General features: G+C 67.7%; 1 protein-coding gene. It reads left to right on the top strand.

Going from position 1 to position 201, the window contains the following annotated elements; translation table 11 throughout:
- The coding region (locus ADK64_RS16705) for an alcohol dehydrogenase catalytic domain-containing protein (protein WP_159046274.1) at positions 1–201 on the top strand (201 nt) is incomplete at both ends.

The raw sequence follows: 201 nt of genomic DNA, 5'->3' as shown, positions 1-201 counted from the left end.
AGGGCGTTGGCGGCGGGGGAGGTGCGGATCGCGGTGCGTGCCGCGGGGCTGAACTTCCGGGACGTGCTGATCGCCTTGGGGATGTATCCGGGTGAGGCCCCGCTCGGTAGTGAGGGTGCGGGGGTGGTGGTGGAGGTCGGTTCCGGGGTTGTTGATCTGTGTCCTGGGGATCGGGTGATGGGGTTGTTCGCTGGGTTTGTG

Source organism: Streptomyces sp. MMG1121, assembly GCF_001280015.1.
In the GTDB taxonomy this organism is placed as follows: domain Bacteria; phylum Actinomycetota; class Actinomycetes; order Streptomycetales; family Streptomycetaceae; genus Streptomyces.
Note: the sequence above shows the minus strand (reverse complement) of the source record. Positions and strands in the feature narration are given on the sequence as shown.